General features: G+C 39.1%; 12 protein-coding genes. 5 read left to right on the top strand and 7 right to left on the bottom strand.

The genetic code is table 11. From position 1 onward, the window contains the following. Positions 1–153 precede the first annotated feature (153 nt). From tyrP to PR834_RS02705, 3 genes are all read right to left on the bottom strand, one after another. Positions 154–1362 (bottom strand): tyrosine transporter TyrP, encoded by a 1209-nt coding sequence (gene tyrP, locus PR834_RS02695; protein ID WP_004254811.1) that lies wholly within the window; start codon positions 1360–1362, stop codon positions 154–156. Positions 1363–1382: 20 nt separating this feature from the next. Then, positions 1383–3323, bottom strand: coding sequence for a pyridoxal phosphate-dependent decarboxylase family protein (locus PR834_RS02700; protein WP_112307149.1), 1941 nt, complete (start codon positions 3321–3323; stop codon positions 1383–1385). 404 nt (positions 3324–3727) lie between these two features. Next, entirely contained in the window at positions 3728–4738 is a 1011-nt protein-coding gene (locus tag PR834_RS02705) for an NAD(P)H-quinone oxidoreductase (protein ID WP_272536404.1), read from the bottom strand. Between the two features lie 364 nt (positions 4739–5102). Between PR834_RS02705 and PR834_RS02710 the strand changes: the two genes are divergently transcribed. Next, positions 5103–5858: an FNR family transcription factor gene (locus PR834_RS02710; protein ID WP_004254821.1), complete on the top strand. Its 756-nt coding sequence runs from the start codon at positions 5103–5105 to the stop codon at positions 5856–5858. Between the two features lie 125 nt (positions 5859–5983). Beyond that, positions 5984–6931, top strand: a complete 948-nt coding sequence (gene uspE, locus PR834_RS02715) for a universal stress protein UspE (RefSeq protein WP_036957775.1) — start codon at positions 5984–5986, stop codon at positions 6929–6931. Between the two features lie 70 nt (positions 6932–7001). Here uspE and PR834_RS02720 read toward each other — a convergent pair whose 3' ends face one another. Next, the gene (locus PR834_RS02720; RefSeq protein ID WP_004254827.1) at positions 7002–7625 is read right to left on the bottom strand and encodes a TetR/AcrR family transcriptional regulator; all 624 of its coding nucleotides are present in this window, start codon (positions 7623–7625) and stop codon (positions 7002–7004) included. Between the two features lie 169 nt (positions 7626–7794). Here PR834_RS02720 and PR834_RS02725 point away from each other — a divergent pair, with 169 nt between their 5' ends. After that, positions 7795–8991, top strand: a complete 1197-nt coding sequence (locus tag PR834_RS02725; RefSeq protein WP_272525464.1) for an MFS transporter — start codon at positions 7795–7797, stop codon at positions 8989–8991. Positions 8992–9122: 131 nt separating this feature from the next. Here PR834_RS02725 and pntB read toward each other — a convergent pair whose 3' ends face one another. Continuing rightward, positions 9123–10511 carry a Re/Si-specific NAD(P)(+) transhydrogenase subunit beta gene (gene pntB, locus PR834_RS02730; RefSeq protein WP_094960629.1) on the bottom strand — a complete coding sequence of 463 codons (1389 nt, stop codon included), beginning with the start codon at positions 10509–10511 and terminating at the stop codon, positions 9123–9125. A 13-nt stretch (positions 10512–10524) separates the two neighbouring features. Beyond that, positions 10525–12054, bottom strand: a complete 1530-nt coding sequence (gene pntA / locus PR834_RS02735; RefSeq protein ID WP_272536405.1) for a Re/Si-specific NAD(P)(+) transhydrogenase subunit alpha — start codon at positions 12052–12054, stop codon at positions 10525–10527. Between the two features lie 385 nt (positions 12055–12439). Between pntA and ydgH the strand changes: the two genes are divergently transcribed. Continuing rightward, on the top strand, positions 12440–13390 hold the full coding sequence (ydgH, locus tag PR834_RS02740; protein ID WP_004254841.1) for a DUF1471 family protein YdgH: 951 nt from the start codon (positions 12440–12442) through the stop codon (positions 13388–13390). A gap of 352 nt (positions 13391–13742) precedes the next feature. After that, on the top strand, positions 13743–15083 hold the full coding sequence (locus PR834_RS02745; RefSeq protein WP_004254844.1) for a basic amino acid/polyamine antiporter: 1341 nt from the start codon (positions 13743–13745) through the stop codon (positions 15081–15083). 297 nt (positions 15084–15380) lie between these two features. On the opposite strand, the gene hrpA is transcribed toward PR834_RS02745, so the two are convergent. Beyond that, entirely contained in the window at positions 15381–19280 is a 3900-nt protein-coding gene (gene hrpA, locus PR834_RS02750; protein WP_272525466.1) for an ATP-dependent RNA helicase HrpA, read from the bottom strand. Positions 19281–19411 lie beyond the last annotated feature (131 nt).

A 19411-nucleotide genomic window follows, 5' to 3' on the forward strand; every position in this document is an offset into this window, starting at 1 on the left:
TGGATTATACCGACTAAATGTCGACACAACAGTAAAAAATGTGCGGTAAATTGTCTAACTGAGTAAAGTTGGCAATAGATATGAAATTAACCTATTTTTGAAGTGACAAAGCCAGCCGTCGGTATGTTGGCTGGCTATAGAAGTGAAGTACAATTACCCAATATTAGGTAATATGTTGAAAACAATCCCTAACTGAACACCAATGACTATAATTCCACAAATAAATACTAATGAAAGACCTAATCCACCGCCTAACACTTGATATTTCCGTTGGTTTAATGTTCTTGATTTAAATGCCATAGCACTAGGTAATAATAAAGCCAGTATTGAAAGTGCGATTGCGGCATACCCTAACGCCATCACAAACCCTTTAGGATAAAATAAAGCAAAAACTAGTGGTGGTCCAAAGGTGAGCAAACCTGTTTGTAGACGCCCTGACGCATTATCTTGACGTTTAAATAAATCCGCTAGAAAGTCAAATAACCCCAAAGCAACACCAAGGAAAGATGTCGCAAGCGCCAAACTCATAAACATTTGTGCAATTAACTCTGTTTTTCCTGATTGAGCCACATCTTTAATTGCATCTAATAATCCATTAAGCCCTGCGTTTTCCGCCAAAATACCAACAAATGTGGTTGTACCAATACTCCCTAATGTTGCGATTTGCCATAAAATATAAGCAATCAACGGGATAGCACTTCCGATAATAAAAATAACCCGCAATTTTTTGACATCTCCCCCCATGTATTTAACGATACTTGGGACGCTACCATGAAAACCAAAGGAGGTAAAAAACACCGGTATAGCAGATAAAATAAGTACTTTTTCAGTTGGGGCAGCTAATAAATTTTGTTGCTCAACATGCGGCATCATTAATGCCAATATAATGACTAAGAAAACAATTTTTGCAGCAAATAAAATACGGTTGATAAAATCTACGGATGAAGTCCCGAAACATACAACTCCCCCACCAATGACGGTAAATACAACAATTCCCATCCAATCTGCCATTTCAATAGCAAAACTACTTTTCAAATTTGATGTAATGATTTCCCCTGCTCCACTGACATAAGCTGCTGTCAATGCATACATCAGGAACATCATACTAAAACCCGTAATAAATTTGCCACTAGAGCCTAAGTACCGTTGTGCAACACTACCGATCCCAGTTTCGTGAGATTCATGTTGATAAACTTCGACCAAAAGTAACGCCGTGTAGCACATCAATGCCCACAACACTAATAACATAGCGAGGCTCACTAAGAAACCATTACCCGCGGCAGCGATAGGCATGGCTAACATACCTGCGCCAATCGTAGTACCTGCAACAATAAATACACTACCAAGTGTGCGATTTTTCATATTGAGATCCTAACAATCAATTAAATATTAATTTTATAATTAGAGTGATTTAACTTATTTTCTTCATTAATGAGTTGTTGTAATTTGTCTTCAAAAATATTTTTTAACTCTGCCCAATAGGTTTCAAAATGTGCCCTATCACGCAGGCAATGTGTCATGACTGCCGCCCGTAGCACATAAATCGACCGTACTTTATGCCATTCACTATCAGAGAATTGTGCATCTCGACATAGATTCAATGGGTTATCGCCATATTCTTCATAAGTTAGCGAGGTTGATGAGGTGAGAAAATCATTAGAATAACTCCGGCCTGCCGCATAAGAGCATAATTCATATAACCGTTTATTTAATTGATTTTGTTTTTCTAAAGAGGTGTTGCCAATTTCACGAAACATAAAGTTAATCATGTGAAAATCAGGCGTTGGCATCGCTATAATTGAAAATTGACGTTCCTCAATAATAAAAGGCTCACATTGATTAATTTTATCAATCATCCAATTGGCAGTGATGACCCCAGCCGCAATCACTTTTCCATACCCTAAAACATTTAACGGAACTAAGCGATGTGCAGCCCATACCGCTGCTGCGGTTGCGCCCGCTTTTGACCCTTCCATAATAGATGAGCCCAATAATACATTTTGTGTTTTTTCTGTTTTACGCTGCTTTTCTTGAACCTCTTCAAATACATAAGCGGCATGGTAAGAAACTAAATCCACAATCCGCTTATCTTTCATACAAATTGCACCTGCCGCATAAGGAATAAACCCCACCTTATGAGGGTCAACGGTAATCGAGTCCGCTTGGCTTAATGCTTTAAAGCTTTCATAAACATCACGTTTTGGCCACAACATATTTTCAGGAAAAATCCCTTCACTATGATAGCGTTGGAGTAAATTCTCATACTCCATAAATTGGTTTTCTTCATCGCGAAACATCGCACAAGCGTATCCCGCGTAAGCAGCATCGATATGCACATAAAAAGAAACCCCAAAACGTTGCTCGCATTCACGTCGTAGCTCAATAACTTCTCTGACATTGTCTATTGCGCCAGTTTCTGTGGTACCAACAACGGCAACTACCGCTAAAATTGGCTCCCCTTGCTCAATTAATGTAAATACCGTTTCACGCATTTTACGTACATCTGTTCGATAACTTGCATCAACGGGTAATTGCACAATATTCTGTTGGCCTAAACCAAGAATATCCATCGCTTTCATCCATGAATAGTGTTTAGACTGCGGTACCAATAACTTACCGAGTTTTCCTTGTTCTATTCCAACACCACGGCAGGTTAAATCACGAATTTCCTCAAAAATTTGTTGTTTCTTTAACTCGTCAATTAAATCTAGAACCGCGGAAACTGAGAGATTGAGTAACTCTTTTTCAGTTTTATCCTTTAGCAAGTATTGGGATTTTGGATGCTGCATAATCGCTAACGGCAACGTTTTAATATTTCTAGCTACCCATAAACCTTCGTAGTTAGCAACCGTTCCACCAGATGTAATATGTCCCCAAGCATGTTGTACGTCATAACCAAACATGGCACATAAATCTAACCCGGCTTCTATTTCTAAAACTGTTGTCGTTGGTGAAGATTCTTGTGCACAATTATTGGGGTTGTACATCATCGCCATGACATAAGCCAAATTAGAAATCATTAGTGTATCTGCATTCATATGCCCCATATAACGGGGGGAGAACCATGGAACCGATGTTGTTTTTAATTTTGAAGAGAGTTGATTAAGAATGCCTTCAGTACGATAAAGCGTATCTCGGTACTCGGGAGCATAACGGTCAACAGTAGAGATAAGATCAGGATCTTCAGGATGATAGCTGGAACGCCAATGCATATGTTCACTAACTGAATACTCCATCATTTCTTTGAAAAAGACAGCATTTTCAGATTTAGGACCTAAAAATAATGCATCTACATTTATTTTTGAATTTTTAAAATTATTTATCATTACTACACCTTCAAACTACAATTAACGGGTGCTAATTGCACTTAAGTTACTTAACTTAATATCATTGGAAAGTGCATAACGGGCTGTGTTTATATAAAAGATATCAATATATTAATGATATACATTTAAAAATATCATTTAAGCATTAATTATTGATAAACAAACCGTTAATGGCCAACTTATTTATAGATATAATCTATTTCTATTAAATTATTAATAAACTAATGGGAATTTCATTCTGATTTGTGGACAAGCACAAAAAAACAAAATTTATTCAACTGTAAAGAGATTTTTACGCTGAAAAAGCTTGAATATGTAAAAAATTTGTTATAGATGGTGCGATTTTCACTGCTCTTAAAGAACTAAAGTGAAATAGTGAAAACCGCAGAAAGTAAATACAATTAACTGTTTAGCAAAACAATTTTCCCAACAAGATCACCTGATTCCATATATTCATGGGCACTCCGCACCTGAGACAAGTGATATGTTTTGTTAATAATAGGTTTTATTTCACCATTTTGTAACAATCCCCAGACTTGCTTCTTTAGTTCTTGGGCAATCACTGCTTTTTCCTCAATAGTTCGAGAACGCATTGTTGATCCCGTATGAGTTAATCTTTTTACCATTAAAGGCATCATATTTAACTCTTTAGGGTTACCTTTCATCATACCAATTTGAATTATTCGTCCAAATTTAGCAGCAACTTGATAATTTTTCGCAACATAATCACCACCGATAATATCTACGACCATATCAACACCTCGAGAAGAGGTATAATTGAGTGTTGCTTCAACAAAATCATCGTTTCTGTAGTTAATAACACAATTTGCGCCTAACGATTTTGCAACTTGAACTTTGTCTTCTGAACCAACAGTAGTAATCACTGTTGCGCCAAAGGCTTTTGCTAACATAATTGCCACGCTACCAATTCCCGATGTTCCACCGTGAATAAGTACCGTTTCGTCTTTTTTAAGTTTGCCTATTTGAAAAACATTTGCCCAAACAGTGAAAAAGTTTTCAGGTAGCGCTGCACCCTCGATAAAAGATAAATTCCCTAACGGTAAGGCTATGTTTTTATGCACTAAACAATATTCTGCATAACCTCCCCCGGCAACCAGTCCACAAACTTTGTCTCCGAGCTGCCATTCCTCTACATCATCCGCCTTGGCAACTATAGTTCCTGCAATTTCAAGCCCCATAATCGGAGAAGCATCTGCCGGTGGAGGATAAGACCCCTTACGCTGAAAAATATCAGGGCGATTAACCCCCGCAGCTTCCACCTTAACGAGCAAATACCCTGCAGAAATTCTAGGTAACGGTATATCAATTAATCGCAGCTTTTCTGGTCCACCAGGTTCTATAATGTCTACAACTGTCATCGAGGTGGGTAAAGACTGTTGGATAAGTGCCATTATATTCTCCTTTTTGAGGTTAATTTGAAAAATTGATATTCCTAAATTTATTTTTGTGTTAAATTAATGCTAATTAGTTTAATATTTCGTGCTTAATTACGACAGTTTAGAGTAGTAACTACTATGATGATGTAAGTCATCTTTTTATCGTTTAGAGGCTAAAATTTAATCTATATCAAATTATATACTTAGTAATCTTCTTTAATTTAGCATGAATATCTAAATTCACTAATTTCTCACATGCCTTCTGATTGGCTTTTTTGTTTATTAAGTCGATTCTGTCATACATTACTACTTACTAGTTGCATTATCTTATGTTAAAATTGACTCATATCAATAATTTTAACTTGATTGAGCCTTAAATATGATCCCAGAAAAAAGAGTTGTTCGTCGCATCCAGTCTGGTGGTTGTGCTATTCATTGTCAGGATTGCAGTATTAGCCAACTTTGCATTCCTTTTACGCTGAATGAACATGAACTGGATCAACTTGATAATATCATCGAACGCAAAAAACCAATTCAAAAAGGCCAAGCTTTATTTAAAGCAGGCGATGAATTGCGTTCATTATATGCCATCCGCTCAGGTACAATAAAAAGCTATACAATAACCGAAGAAGGCGATGAGCAAATTACTGGTTTTCACTTAGCAGGAGACCTTGTTGGCTTTGATGCTATCATTCATACACAGCACCCAAGTTTTGCACAAGCACTTGAAACCTCAATGGTTTGTGAAATACCTTTTGAAACCTTAGACGACTTATCAGGCAAGATGCCTAATTTACGTCAGCAAATTATGCGTTTAATGAGCGGTGAAATTAAAGGTGATCAAGAAATGATCCTTTTATTATCTAAGAAAAATGCGGAAGAGCGTTTAGCTGCATTTATTCTTAACCTCTCTCACCGCTTTGCGGAACGTGGTTTTTCACCAAGAGAATTTAGATTAACCATGACTCGTGGAGATATCGGTAATTATCTTGGCTTAACAGTTGAAACCATTAGTCGCCTTTTAGGACGTTTCCAAAAAAGTGGCATGCTAAGTGTTAAAGGTAAGTACATCACTATCGAGGATATGGCTAAACTGACTGATATCGCTGGTAAAGTTTCAGCAATTACATGCTAATATCCCTAAACGGATCACGTTATCAGTGATCCGTTTTCATTTTTTTCTCCAGATTTCTTGCCTATTTAATCTCAATATCATAGTTTATCTATATGGAAATATCCGTGTATCGAGAGGATTTCAATATGGCAAACTATAAAAACCTGCTAGTTGCAATTGACCCAAATCAGGATGATCAACCTGCATTAAGACGTGCTGTCTACATCGTGCAGCGTAATGGTGGACGGATAAAAGCGTTTTTGCCTATCTACGACCTTTCCTATGACATGACAACCTTACTTTCTCCTGAAGAACGTAATGCCATGCGCAAAGGTGTAATAAGCCAAAAAGCAGCGTGGATCAAACAACAAGCTCATTTCTATCTTGAAGCGGGCATTGATATTGAAATTAAAGTTATTTGGCATAACAAGCCATATGAGGCCATTATTCAGGAAGTAATAAATGGTGAACATGACCTGTTACTGAAAATGGCGCATCAAACCGATAATTTTGAGTCGATTATTTTTACCCCACTAGACTGGCATTTACTCCGAAAATGCCCTGCTCCCGTTTGGATGGTAAAAGACAAAGTATGGCCTGATCACGGTTCAGTGGTTGTCGCCGTTAACTTATCAAATGAGGAATCTTATCACGATGACCTCAATATCAAATTGGTCGAAAAAACAAAAGATTTAGCAACTCGCATTATTAAGGAACAGGAAATCCATTTAGTGAGTGCATATCCTGTTGCTCCTATGAATATTGCCATAGAGTTACCTGATTTCGACCCGAGCCTATATAACAACGCACTACGCGGCCAACATTTAATTGCTATGAAAGAGTTGCGGCAAAAATTTGGGATTGATGAAAAATATACCCATGTCCGTGAAGGCTTACCTGAAAAAATTATTCCAGATATGTGTGAAGAATTGCACGCTGGGGTTGTGGTACTGGGTATTTTGGGCCGTACAGGCATTTCAGCGGCTTTTTTGGGGAATACCGCGGAGCATGTCATCGATAAGCTAAAATGTGATTTATTAGCGATTAAACCTGACGGTTTTGTTTGTCCTATCAACCCTGCTGATGATGATTAGCTAATCATCTAAAACTTATTAAGCCCCAATAATATTTATGTTATTGGGACTTAATTTAATCATGGCTAAGTTATTGCTGAACTGAACTTTGACTAAGTATCGGCCAAGCTTGCATAGCATTAAAAATGACTTGATTAAGTCTTTCAAGATCAATTCCATCACAAGCTTGTATGGTAAAACCATCAATTACCGTTATATAAAAATCAACGATAGCTTCAATCGGCGCATCTGGAGCAACATCACCATCATCAATGCCTTTACGCATACGTGCCAGTAGAATTTCCTGATAACTTTTCCGTTTTTCTTGGACGTTTAATTGCACATCTTCGATTTGCTTTGACCCATTCATTGTCGCTGTAATCAGCATACAACCTGCAGGCTTATTTGGCTGAATTAGCCTTTTAGCGCTTTCATACATCAGCAATTCAATTGCAATTTTCGCTGTTTTGGCTTGCTTTACAATAGACAAAATAGGACAAGCTTCATTCATCAAATAATAATCAATACATTGATTAAACAACGATGCTTTATCACCAAAAGCACAGTAAAGGCTAGGCGCTGTGATACCTAGCTCTTGAGTTAAATCGCTAATTGAGGTTGCAACATAGCCATTTCGCCAAAACAATAGCATGGCTTTAGCTAGTGCATCTTGTTGGTCAAAGCCTTTAGGCCGCCCGCGTTTTATTTGATTCATATTCTCACTTTACTCGCAGTCAATTCACTATACCACAACTATTTTATAGTGATCATTATAAAAATAATTGACAACGTCTAAATTCACATAAACAATAGCGCCATGATTTTATAGCGGTCACTATAAAATCATTCTTTTTTGTAAACTACTTAACTTTCACGGAAAGCGCATGACAACAACTCATATTTCTTCGCATAATGGTAACTGGCTTTCACTATTATCTGCAACTTTTGCTTGCTTCATTATTGTTACTGGTGAGTTTTTAGCCATTAGCGTGCTAAATAACATCGCTTATGATTTTCAAATATCAACAGGTACCGCAGGGCTTACAGTCACTGTCACATCTATCGCAGGTATGGCATCCTCCCTATTTGTCCCCATTTATGCAAAAAATATCGATAGACGCCAAGTTTTACTTTTCTTAGTTGCTCTCATGATATTAGCTAATGCAATTACGGCTTTCGCGTCTAATTTTAGTTTAGTTTTATTAGGTAGATTCGCATTAGGAATTGCACTAGGGGGTTTTTGGGGAGTTGCAGCAGGCTTAGTGATACGTCTAGCACCTAAAAATATGTCAATAACCACATCCGTAACAATATTCTTTTCAGCCGTCACATTAGTCACCGTGCTCGGAGTACCTCTAGGCGCTTGGTTATCTGATAATTATGGTTGGAGAATGCCTTATATTGCGCTGGTTATTGCAGGTGCTGTCGCGTTTTTAATGCAGTATTTCTCTTTACCATCATTAAAACCTTCTTCGTCTATGCAATGGAAGGAATTGTTATTGATGCCATCGCACCCTATTGCGCGTAAAGGGTTAATTATATTCACACTGATTTTTTTAGCACATTTCTCTGCGTATAATTATTTTACGGTGTTCTTTAAACAAACCGCAGGTTTTATCGAAGGACAAATTTCAGCATTATTGCTCTTTTTTGGGGTGGCCAGCGTAGTTGGCAATATACTGGCGGGTTATGTCGGAAAATATAATGTTCGTTATAATTTCGCGATTAGTGCACTTTTATTAGCCTTAGCTTTTCTCGCATTATCTGTTTTAGATTTTAATTGGGCGACCAGTATCATATTTGTTTTTTCATGGGGGATCGCTGCGGGTATGGTTCCTGCAACAATCAATATGTGGATGCACGTTCATGTTCCGGAATTAACTGAGAAAGGTTCCGCCCTTATTACCTTTATGTTTTTAATTCTAATTACTATTGGCAGTCTAGTAGGAGGATACGTCATGGACCATTTCAATGGCGGAGTTCTCATGATGAGCATGCTGACTATATCTACACTAGCATTTTTATTAGTGTTTACCTTTGCTCGAGGGCTAACCAATTGCGCTCGATTTTGCCTCAAATGATGCGTTTATAAGGCTGCATCACATAAACTGATTTAACTCTCAAATATCAAGGAGGGGTGACTGGAATTAACCAATCACCCCTTCTTATTTACTTTACTAATTATTTTGAAATGAATTAGTAACTCATTAAATTACAATGCACGTAAGATTGCATCAACGCTATCTTTCGCATCACCAAACAACATCTGTGTATTTTCTTTGAAGAATAATGGGTTTTGTACCCCAGCATAGCCTGTATTCATTGAACGTTTAAATACAATGACATTGCTTGCTTTCCAAACTTCAAGAACTGGCATACCTGCAATTGGGCTGTTTGGATCTTCTTGAGCCGCTGGGTTAACCGTATCGTTAGCACCAATAACAAGAACGGTATCGGTATCAGAGAAATCATCATTAATTTCATCCATTTCCAATACGATATCATAAGGTACTTTAGCTTCGGCTAATAATACGTTCATATGGCCAGGTAAACGCCCAGCTACAGGGTGAATACCAAAACGCACATTAATACCACGTTCGCGTAATTTAGTGGTGATATCCGCAACAGGATATTGTGCTTGTGCTACCGCCATACCATACCCCGGAGTGATAATTACTGATGTTGAGTTTTTCAACATTTCAGCGACTTCCTCTGCGGTGCTTTCGCGATACTCACCCATTTCTTCTTCTGTGCCTGTTGAAGAGCCATCTGTACCGAAGCCTCCTGCAATAACACTGATAAATGAACGGTTCATCGCCTTACACATAATATAGGACAGAATCGCACCTGAAGAACCGACCAATGCCCCTGTGACAATCAGCAAGTCATTGCTTAACATGAAACCTGCCGCTGCAGCAGCCCAACCTGAATACGAATTCAGCATTGAAACCACTACTGGCATGTCCGCGCCACCAATTGAAGCGACTAAATGCCAGCCAAAAGCCAAAGCTATCGCGGTCATAATTAGCATCAAGAAGACTTGCAAGCCGACACTTTCTGTTTTAACAAAAATCACTAACAGAATAAATGAAACCACTAACGCCGCTAAATTCAGTTTATGGCGATTAGGTAACATCATCGGTTTTGATGACATTTTCCCTGATAATTTACCATAAGCGACTACTGAACCAGTGAAGGTAACTGCACCAATGAAGATCCCTAAGAAAACTTCAGTTAAGTGAATGTTTTCCATCACAACATCAGCATGCCCTTCACTGGCGATAAAGCTGTTAAAACCAACCAGCACTGCAGCTAAACCGACGAAACTATGTAAAATAGCCACCAGCTCAGGCATTTCTGTCATTTCAACTTTTTTCGCTAAGCGAATACCAATGACAGCACCAATGACCATCGCAACGATCATCCAGCCCACATTAGCACTGTGAGGACCTAAAATAGTGGCTATCAAGGCAATAGCCATCCCGATAATGCCATAAGTATTCCCACGTTGGGAACTTTCATGACGGGATAGCCCCGCAAGGCTGAAAATAAATAGGATAGCAGCAACTATGTAAGCTGCTGTCACAATTCCACTCGACAACATAAGTTACCCCTTACCCTTTACGAAACATTTTTAACATGCGTTGAGTTACAGTGAACCCACCGAAAATATTGATACTCGCGATCAATATGGCGATAAAGGATAAGAAGCTTACCCAGCCACCGCTGCCAATCTGGAGCAAGGCGCCCACGACGATGATCCCTGAAATAGCGTTAGTGACTGACATTAACGGTGTATGCAATGCATGAGTCACATTCCACACCACGTAATAACCAACCACACAAGCTAAAGCAAATACAGTAAAGTGCGATAAAAACTCTTTTGGTGCTGAATTAGCAAACCAACCAAACAAGATGATAGCTAATGCCATCAAGCCATATTTTACCGTCGGTGACATCTTTTTCTCAGGCGCTTTAACTTTTTCCACCGCTTGCGGTTTCGCCTGCGGCTGAGCAGATACCTGAATTGGGGGCGCTGGCCAAGTGATTTCACCTTGTTTAATCACAGTGACCCCACGAATTACCAGATCTTCAAAATCAATGTCTATTTCACCATTTTTCTCTTTGCACAATAACTTCATCAAGTTAACGAGGTTTGTTCCATATAACTGCGATGATTGTGTTGGTAAACGGCTTGGTAAGTCGGTATAACCAATGATTTTTACGCCATTGTCAGTCACAACCAGCTTGTCAGCTTGGGTTAACTCACAGTTCCCCCCAGTTTGCGCCGCTAAGTCTACAATCACACTCCCCGGCTTCATTGATTCAACCATTTCCTTGGTAATCAATTTAGGTGCAGGCTTACCTGGAATCAGTGCCGTAGTTACAATGATATCGACTTCTTTCGCTTGTGCAGCGAACAGTTCCATCTCAGCTTTAATAAATGCTTCTGACATTACTTTGGCGTAGCCATCGCCACTACCGGCCTCTTCTTTGAAATCTAATTCAAGGAATTCAGCCCCCATACTCTGAACTTGCTCTTTCACCTCAGGACGAGTGTCAAAGGCACGCACAATGGCACCTAAACTACCAGCAGCGCCAATCGCAGCAAGGCCTGCAACCCCAGCCCCGATGATCATGACTTTCGCTGGAGGAACTTTACCTGCGGCCGTAATTTGCCCCGTAAAGAAACGGCCAAATTCGTGAGCAGCTTCAACAATTGCACGGTAGCCGGCAATATTCGCCATTGAGCTAAGCGCATCAAGTGATTGAGCACGTGAAATGCGTGGTACCGCATCCATCGCCATCACGTTAATTTTCCTAGCTTTTAAAGCTTCCATTAGCTCAGCATTCTGTGCTGGCCAAATGAAACTCACCAGAGTCGCTCCTTCTTTTAATAGAGGAATTTCATCATCCAGTGGCGCGTTGACTTTAAAAACGATATCCGCAGCAAATGCAGTATCACGATCAACGATTTCCGCCCCCTCTTGTTCGTATGCTACATCGTCAAAACTGGCTAAATGACCCGCATTTTGTTCTACACAGACAGAAAAACCTAACTTAAGAAGTTGAGTTACTGTAGATGGTGTAGCTGCAACACGCGCTTCATTGGCAAGTCGTTCTCTTGGTATACCAATACGCATAATGTTCCCTTTTTAATGCCTAACGTAATGTTGTTAATAGAGTGTTTGCTAAAATAATGACTGTCATCACAGAGAAAAGTCTTATTTTGTGCCTAAACAGATTTTTAATGTTCTAATAACCTACTGAAAATAAGCTTCTTGATCCATAATTGATCACGATTCTTAGACAGTAAATGGAATTCGCAGTGAAAATCTTAGTTTTAGGTCAATAAAATACTGGATACTTTAAAAAATCTGGTAAATTTAACTAGTCAATAATTATTTATTTCTCATAAAAATAAAATCATGAGACAACAGGTTCCGTTACGTGTAATAATCACGTACATGTGATACAACTAAGATTCAGCATGTTTATAATAAATTGCGCAAGGCGGAAGGATTTTGTATGAAGCTGAAAACTACGGTCATCGCAGCCGCGGTGTTATCATTAACTAGTATAACTGCTACTCAGGCGGCTGTTGAATTGACGCCAAAACAGGCTACTGAATTAAAACCTTATGAGCGTATAACAGTCACCGGGCGCTTTAATGCTATTTATGAAGCATCCGATGCAGTCTCCCGTAGGGCTGATAAAATGGGGGCATATGCCTTTTACATTCAAAGCCTTGATGATGTAGGTGATAGCGGCAACATGCGTGTTGTTGCTGATGTCTACGCAAAAGATGCACCACAAGTTGATACACCAAAACGTCGTGTATTCGGTGGTGTTGAGGAAATGTCAAAAACTGACGCAACAGAATATGAGCCTTTTGATACTGTTACTGTAAGCGGTTTTTACCCTTCTCAACCAGACCTATATGAGGCTATCGCCAAAAAAGCACTTGAGAAAAATGCTGCCTCGTTCTATGTGGTTCGTAATATCGCAATGAATGATGGTGGAAATACATTAGCAACTGCTTATATCTATAAGAAAGATGCACCGAAACGACAAGTTCTTAATGAAGACGCAGTGGTTCCTGCCGATTCTGACGCTGGTCGTGCTCTGTTAGCAGAGGGCGGTGAAGCGGCTAAAAAAGTTCGCATTCCTGGTGTTGCATCTTCTGAAGAACCAACAACCGCAGTCGGACGCTTCTTTGAAACCTCTAGCAGTCAACCGGGTCGTACTAGTGTGACTCTGCCAAGTGGTTATGTTATCGAAGAGGTCAACAAAACAGCAGCTGCACAAATGGTCCCATTTGACTCTATTACATTCTCTGGATATTACACCAATACGCCTGAAGTACGCTATCAAATAGCAAAACGTGCGGAAGCGAAAGGGGCTAAATATTTTCATATTACAAGAGAATGGCAATCTAATGGTGGCAGTGTCACTATCAGTGCTGACTTGTTTAAATAGTCCTAATTTATGTGATGTTAAAACCAGCCTACTCGGCTGGTTTTTTTGTTTTTAGACTCTCACTTTAGGTTATATCTCGTCCTTTACTCTATTCATCCTCACTCTTTTGAAAAAGTGCATAAAACATCTTAAAAAATGCATACATTACCATTGCATATCTGTCATTTCGTTCGTAGAATCCACACTCTGAAAACATGCAGTCATTCTATCTGCTTTTTTAATGGCTACTAGTTAAACTCATTATTGTAATGGCACTTTAACGTCATTTTAACTTTTGATTTCTGAACGTTCAGGATTTACTTTGAAAAATACTTTGAGTCTTACCGCACTAACTGCGCTAGTTCTTAGCTCAATGGTTGGCGCCGGTGTTTTTAGTCTCCCTCAAAATATGGCTGAAGTGGCTAGCCCTCTCGCATTAATAATCGGTTGGTCAATTACTGGTGTGGGCATCCTTTTTTTAGCATTTGCCTTATTGTTGCTTTCTCGCATACGACCTGACCTTGACGGTGGGATATTTACTTACGCCAAAGTCGGCTTCGGGGAATTAATTGGTTTTTGCTCGGCGTGGGGTTATTGGCTATGTGCGGTAGTTGCGAATGTGTCTTATCTTGTTATCGTATTCGCAGCAATCAGTTTTTTTACTGATACTCCTGACAACATTATTTTTGGTGATGGGAATACATGGCAAGCCCTAGTCGGAGAATCAATACTCCTCTGGTTTGTTCACTATTTAGTTCTTCGTGGAGTACAAACAGCCGCTGGGATTAATAAACTTGCTACAATGGCAAAACTGGTTCCTCTTGGCTTATTTATTGTATTGGCTTTTTTTGCGTTTAAGCTTGATATTTTCAATGCAGATTTCAGTGGTATCGAATTTGGCGTTCCGGTTTGGGAGCAAGTCAAAGATACCATGCTGATTACACTATGGGTATTTATTGGTATCGAAGGTGCCGTTGTCGTCTCTGCACGAGCGAAAAACCGCCGCGATGTTGGCTTAGCAACAATTTTCGCTGTAAGTTCTGCTTTAATTATCTATATTCTAGTGACCTTACTTTCTTTAGGTATTATGCCTAGAGCTGAACTTGCAGAAATAAAAAATCCATCCATGGCCCCACTCATGATAAGTTTAATTGGTTCGAGTGGTGATATTATTATTGCAGCGGGCCTAATTATTTCTGTTTGTGGAGCTTACCTAAGTTGGACTATTATGGCCGCTGAAGTACCTTATATTGCAGCCCAATACCAATCATTTCCTAAAATATTCAATAAATTAAATAAGAATGATGCTCCATCATCTTCTTTATGGCTCACTAATGGTGCAGTACAGCTATCTTTGGTTCTTATTTGGCTTAGTGGGAGTAATTACAATACATTGCTTACCATTGCCTCTGAAATGATTTTAGTCCCCTATTTCCTTGTCGGTGCATTTTTAGTAAAAGTAGCTTTTGAACGTCATAATAAGGCATTACTTGCCGTTGGAGCTATTGCCAGTCTTTATGGTCTATGGTTGCTTTATGCATCAGGGTTAATCAATTTACTATTATCCGTCGTTTTATATGCCCCTGGTATTTTGGTATTTTTCTATGCTCGCCAGCAGCAAACCAACCAAATGCCATTAAAAGCGATTGAAAAAATTATGGCATATGCCATTGCTATCGGCGCTATCCCAGCGCTCTATTATTTGGTTGCCTAGTTTTAGAAACGAGGGCTTAATTTTAACCCATAAATTTAAGCCTTCATTTACTGCAACATCCTGTTTTTTTGATTACTAAATCACTCCATAATTTTCTAGTCGTAATTTCCTTCACAATTTTCACCCTCCTTTACAATTTCCCCTCTCCTTTGCTGGTTAAAATTTCTGTTGTATGAGCTTCGATGCTTATATTTTTATCATTCATTAGCATGTTGTAACTAAATGATTAAGGCCAACTAAAAATGAAAAGCGCTTCACATACAGAATACGTGAAGCGCTAATTAGTCAAAATAAGGCTTACAGTTGTTGAGATAACTGTTCCATCGCCTGCATAATTCGCTTATCCGAAATTGGATATGGCGTTCCAAGCTGCTGGGCAAACAGACTGACTCTCAGTTCTTCAATCATCCAGCGAATTTCTTGGACTTCTGGCATATTTCTCTGAACTGGAGATAATTTTACTAACCATTGCTGCCACATATTCTGAACATGCTCTACTTTACTCAGTTGTGCACGATCTCGGTTAGGATCAATAGCTAGTTTTTCTAATCGCCGCTCTATTCCATTTAAATAACGAAGAATATCAGGTAAGCGTTTCCAACCATGAGTAGTCACAAAACCTTTAAACACTAAGTTCGACATTTGTGTTTTTATATCCGATAACGCTATTGCCATCGAAAAATCAACCCGCCCTTTTAGACGTTTATTGATTGCAAACACCGCCGTTAATATTTGTTCAACTTGCTTAGCAATATTAACAACCACATCATTTAATTCTGCCCGTGCAAGCTCTTTCAGTTTTTCAAACTGTTCTTCATTCCATACCGCGCCACCAAAATCAGAGATTATTTGGTCGACACCACAAGCAATACAATCATCTATTAACTCCAATACCTTGCCATAGGGGTTAAAGTACAAACCCAATTTTGATTTATTGGGTAGTTTTTCATGTAAATACTTAATTGGCGATGGAATATTTAACAGTAATAATCGACGCACCCCAGCCCACATTGCTTGCTGCTGTTCTAATTCTGTTTCAAACACCTTGATACCAACACTATTTCTTTCATCGACTAATGCAGGATAAGCTTTAACGGAATATCCGCCTCTCTTTTGCTCATAGCGTTGAGGTAATTCACCAAAACTCCAAATATGTAACCCATGTTGCTCAATACCGTCATCTACAACTTCAGACAACGTTTCTTGCACTTTTTCTTTTAGGCTATTTTTTAGCTCATCAAGATTTTGCCCTTCCGCAACGGTTTTATTTTTGTCGCCTACAACACGATATGTCATTTTTAAATGAGCGGGAAGTTGCTCTAATTGCCATGATTCACGTTCAACAGTGACACCTGTCATACGGCGTAATTCACGTTCAAGTTTATCCAATACACTCCCCTCAGGCTCAGGGACTCGTTCTAAAAATGCAGAAGCATAGTTAGGTGCAGGAACAAAATTTCGCCTAATTGGTTTAGGTAATGATTTAATTAAAGCAACGATTAACTCATGACGCAGTCCCGGAACTTGCCAATCAAAGCCAATATTCTGAACCTGATTCAATATCGCAAGTGGTATATGGACAGTCACCCCATCAGCATCAGTTCCAGGCTCAAATTGATAACTCAACCGAAATTTCAAATCCCCTTGATACCAATAGTTTGGGTAATCAAGAGCCGAAACATTGCTCGCATCCTCCTTGATCAGCATACTTTTTTCAAAGCTTAACAAGTCAGATTGTTGCTTAGATGCCTTTTTCCACCAATTATCAAAATGACGAGAGGAAATCACATCATTCGGGATCCGTTGGTCATAAAATGCAAATAACGTTTCATCATCAACTAAAATGTCACGCCGACGTGATTTATGCTCCAAATCTTCGACTTCAGATAATAATTTCAGATTTTCTTTAAAGAATGCGTGGCGTGTGACCCAATCCCCTTCAACCAATGCATGACGAATAAATAATTCACGGCATAATAACGGGTCAATATTCCCATAATTAACCTGCCTTGATGCAACAATGGGTAGCCCATATAAAGTCACTTTTTCTGACGCCATTACCGCGCCTTCAGATTTAGACCAATGAGGCTCACTATAACTATGTTTAGTTAAATGTTCTGCTAAGGGTTCAACCCACTCAACATCGATTGATGCGGCAATTCTTCCCCATAATTTCGACGTTTCAACAAGTTCCGCAACCATTGCCCATTTCGGTGGTTTTTTAAATAAACCCGACCCAGGAAAAATAGTAAAACGTGCATTTCTAGCCCCAGTAAACTCGTGTTTATCTGCATCTTTTTGTCCAATATGTGAAAGCAGCCCAGCCAATAACGAAACGTGAATGCTCCGAAAATCAGCCTCCGCACTATTAATGGCAAAACCTTGCTCTTTTACCACTTGCCTCAATTGGGTATACAAATCTTGCCATTCCCGAATACGCAAGTAATTAAGAAAATCTTGGCGACACATTTTTCTAAATTGAGCGTTAGAAAGCTGTGTTTGTTGTTCTTTTAAGTAATCCCAAAGATTTAAAAAAGCTAAGAAATCTGATTGCTTATCATGGAAACGACGATGTTTTTCATCGGCAGCTTGCTGTTTGTCTAACGGTCTCTCCCTAGGGTCTTGAATTGATAATGCAGAAACAATCACCATTGTTTCACGTACTGCCCCGTGTTTACGTGCTTCAATCACCATACGAGCAAGTCTTGGGTCAACAGGAAGCTGGGCTAACTGCCTGCCTATATCCGTTAGTTGATACCCTTTATCCGCCTGTTTATGGGACTTAATGGCACCTAGCTCCTCCAGTAATTTCACACCATCTTGGATATTACGTTTATCTGGAGCCTCCACAAATGGAAATGCAGAAATATCACCAAGACCAATAGAAGTCATTTGTAATATAACTGACGCTAAATTCGTCCGTAAAATTTCAGGGTCCGTGAACTCTGGGCGTGATAAGAAGTCATCTTCTGAGTATAAACGAATACAAATCCCGTCAGAAACACGGCCACAGCGCCCCTTACGTTGGTTAGCTGAAGCTTGAGAAATGGCTTCAACAGGAAGACGTTGTACTTTGGTACGGTAACTATAACGACTGATTCGTGCATAACCGGTATCAATGACATATTTTATACCCGGTACAGTTAATGATGTTTCTGCTACGTTTGTTGCAAGAATGATCCGCCGTCCCCCATGAGGATGGAAGATACGATTTTGCTCACTATTCGAGAGCCTTGCGAAAAGAGGTAAGATTTCAGTGTGGCGTAAAGAAAGTTTTGATAACGCATCGGCGGTATCACGAATTTCCCGCTCACCACTCATAAAAATCAATATATCGCCATTACCTTCAACCGATAGTTCATTTACCGCATCAATTATCCCATCAATTTGGTCACGGTCACTATCGTTCTGGTCTCCCATGATAGGACGATAACGAACTTCAACAGGATAGGTACGCCCAGACACTTCAACAATTGGGGCATGACTAAAGTGCTTCGAAAAACGCTCAGGGTCAATGGTTGCTGATGTAATAATAACTTTTAAATCAGGACGTTTTGGTAATAATTGACGTAAATAACCTAAAATAAAGTCGATATTCAGGCTTCTTTCGTGAGCCTCATCGATAATAATTGTGTCATATTGCAGCAGCAGTTTGTCATTTTGTAGTTCTGCAAGCAAGATACCATCAGTCATCAATTTGACTTGCGTTGTTTCACTCACTTGGTCACTAAAGCGTACTTTATAACCAACATTTGTACCTAGTTCACATTCAAGTTCTTGAGCTAAGCGTGACGCAACTGAGCGCGCGGCTAAACGTCTTGGTTGAGTGTGACCAATAAATCCTAGAACCCCTCTGCCAAGTTCAAGGCAAATTTTGGGGATTTGCGTTGTTTTACCTGACCCAGTTTCACCAGCAATAATAACAACTTGATGTTTTTTAATGGCATCTAAAATGACATCTTTCTTCTGGCTAACCGGTAAATTATCCGGATACACAATTTTAGGCGCATTTAATCTTTTAATTTCAACCTTTTGCTTTGCCTTTTCAATATCTATTTTGATAGCATCAAGTACCGCAGAGCGCGATTTTTCGTTCTGGATCTTTGCAATACCTTGCACTCTTTTTTTCAGTAACCATTGGTCACGTAATGAAGTTTGTCCAATATCAGCGGTTAATGCTGTCAGTATGGATTTCACCTGTTGAATCCTTATCTTTAATAAATTTCAATACACGATAGCCAATCAGCTTCGCAATTTGTGAGGGCTAAATTTCGCTTTTATTTTTAATTGTTGTTATCACATAAAAATACCATCAATTTTTTTGAAGA

Origin of the sequence: Providencia sp. PROV182 (genome assembly GCF_028480325.1) — a bacterium.
Taxonomy (GTDB): domain Bacteria; phylum Pseudomonadota; class Gammaproteobacteria; order Enterobacterales; family Enterobacteriaceae; genus Providencia; species Providencia hangzhouensis.